Consider the following 2,255-nt stretch of genomic DNA (forward strand, 5'->3'; position numbering starts at 1 on the left):
AACCGAAAGCACCCAGCATGCGCACGAGGGTGGTCCGGCGATGTGGGGGCCACCGGTCGTGCTGGGGATCGCTGGATTGGCGTTGGGGTTGTTGCCGACACGCATCAGCGAACTGTTGGCCGCCGGAAGTGGTGCCATCGCAGGGCGAGCGGTGTCCGTGCATTTAGCGCTGTGGCACGGAGTCAACGTGACGCTGCTGTTGTCGTTGCTGACGTTGGCGGGCGGGATCACGCTGTACTGGATCCTGCGTCGAGGGCAATTGCATCGGCTGAAACCGTACTTCTACTTTTTCGAGGGTGTCATTCAGTACGGGCCATCGCGGGTCTATCATTGGCTTCTGCGTACCGTCAATCAGTTCGCACGCGGTCAAACGGCGCTGCTGCAGAACGGCTACTTGCGATTCTACTTGTTCACGATGGTCGGCCTCACCGTTGCCAGTGTGTGGATGGCGTTGGGGGACGAATTGCGATCGCATCTGGAACCGATGCCACTGGATGTTCGCGGCCATGAAGTCTTGTTGGCCTGCCTGATTCTGGCCGCAGCGGTCGTGGCGGTTCGGGCGAAGACCTGGTTGCTCGCGGTCGGGGCACTTGGAGTCGTGGGTTACTGCGTCGCGGGGGTCTTTGTGTTGTTTGGTGCCCCGGATCTGGCGATGACTCAGTTCGTGATCGAAACGTTGACGGTGGTTCTGTTTGTGATGGCGTTTTCACGGCTGCCCGAATTTCGCCGTCTGTCATCTTCGGCCACGCGTGGCCGAGACGCCTTGATCGCCGTGGTGGCCGGCGCGACGATCACGGTGTTATTGCTGTTCGCCATGACCGTGCGTTCCAATCATCCCATCTCGGATTATTACCTCGCACACAGCGTCTCCGAAGCACATGGTCGCAATGTGGTGAACGTGATTTTGGTGGACTTTCGAGCGCTCGATACACTCGGCGAAATCACCGTGCTGGCGATTGCGGCGATCGGTGTCTATTCGCTGTTGACACTGCGGCCGCCCAAACAGGTTGACGGAGAGGACGATGCTGCGGAAGGGACCGAAGAGCCCTCGAGGAACGACGCCGCTGGGACGGAGTTGGACAGCACAGCCGGTCGCGCCGCTGACGCGGAGGGAGTTTGAACGATGGATTCCGTCATTCTGAAGACCGCCATTCGATTCCTGTTGCCGCTGCTGTTGTTGGCGTCCGTGTTTCTGTTTCTTCGCGGACACAACGAACCGGGAGGCGGTTTCGTGGGCGGTCTGTTGGCCAGCGGTGCCATTGCGCTTTATGCGATGACACACAGTGCGGCTGCCGCACGGCAGATCGTTCGGGTGCCGCCTCGCTTTCTGATTGGTGCGGGGCTGCTGTTTGCATTGGTCAGTGGAGTGGCACCGTTGTTCTTTGGCCGACCGTTTCTGACAGGGTTGTGGACCACGATCACGACCGAGGGGCTGGGGAAATTGCACATCGGAACGCCGCTGTTGTTCGACCTCGGCGTTTATTGCGTGGTAACGGGAGTCACGCTCGTCTTCGTTTTTTCACTCCTTGAAGAATAACCGGCATGGACATTCTCTTAGCGATCACCGTGGGCGGACTGTATGCGGCAGGCATTTACATGATGCTGCGCCGAAATGTGGTCAAGCTGCTGATCGGACTCGGCCTGCTCAGCCACGCCGCCAACCTGCTGCTCTTCACAGCGGGCGGGCTGGTTCGTGGTCGTGTCCCGGTGATTCCAGACGGGGAAACGCGGCCGCTGGTGATCGTCGCCGATCCGTTGCCCCAAGCCCTGATCCTGACTGCCATTGTGATCAGTTTCGCGGTGCTGGCGTTCGCTCTCGTGCTGATCTACCGCACCTACCAAACGCTGGGGACTGAAGATCTGGACCAACTGAAGGCGACCGACACATGAATGCTCAGGCTGTCGTGATTCTGCCGATCGCTTTGCCCCTGGCCACGATGGTGATGCTGCTGCTGTCGTTAAAATCCATCCCTGCGCAGAAGGTCATCGGCGTGGTCGGCTCGACGGGGCTGCTGCTGTCCGCCGCCACGCTGGCGTGGTTGGTGGACCGAGATGGGATTCTTGTGTTGCAAGCGGGGAACTGGCCGGCGCCGTTCGGTATCACGCTGGTTGCTGATCGGTTGAGTTCGATCATGGTGTTGTTGGCAGGCCTGATGGTTTTCGCAGTGTCGGTGTATTCGCTCGCATCGGTCAATGACAGACGCGTGAGTTTCGGATTTCATCCGCTGATTCAGCTGTTGCTGATGGGCGTTTGC

Annotated in this window: 4 protein-coding genes; all 4 read left to right on the forward strand. The window is 59.6% G+C overall.

What is annotated here, in order from left to right; translation table 11 throughout:
• On the forward strand, positions 1-1,120 hold a 1,120-nt coding region (gene mbhE / locus ABX749_RS30195), incomplete at its 5' end, for a hydrogen gas-evolving membrane-bound hydrogenase subunit E (protein ID WP_372899305.1).
• Between the two features lie 3 nt (positions 1,121-1,123).
• Complete coding sequence (locus tag ABX749_RS30200) at positions 1,124-1,537, forward strand: Na+/H+ antiporter subunit B (RefSeq protein WP_372899306.1); 414 nt, start codon at positions 1,124-1,126, stop codon at positions 1,535-1,537.
• A 5-nt stretch (positions 1,538-1,542) separates the two neighbouring features.
• Complete coding sequence (locus ABX749_RS30205) at positions 1,543-1,890, forward strand: Na+/H+ antiporter subunit C (RefSeq protein ID WP_372899307.1); 348 nt, start codon at positions 1,543-1,545, stop codon at positions 1,888-1,890.
• A 53-nt stretch (positions 1,891-1,943) separates the two neighbouring features.
• A partial coding sequence (locus ABX749_RS30210) for a hypothetical protein (protein ID WP_372899308.1) occupies positions 1,944-2,255 on the forward strand: 312 nt, incomplete at its 3' end.

The organism is Stieleria sp. (genome assembly GCF_041595215.1).
Classification (GTDB): domain Bacteria; phylum Planctomycetota; class Planctomycetia; order Pirellulales; family Pirellulaceae; genus Stieleria; species Stieleria magnilauensis.

Bases quoted from the DNA above. Each gene is read 5' to 3' on its own strand.
- ABX749_RS30200 (WP_372899306.1), top strand. From the start codon at position 1,124: ATGGATTCCGTCATTCTGAAGACCGCCATTCGATTCCTGTTGCCGCTG.
- ABX749_RS30205 (WP_372899307.1), top strand. From the start codon at position 1,543: ATGGACATTCTCTTAGCGATCACCGTGGGCGGACTGTATGCGGCAGGC.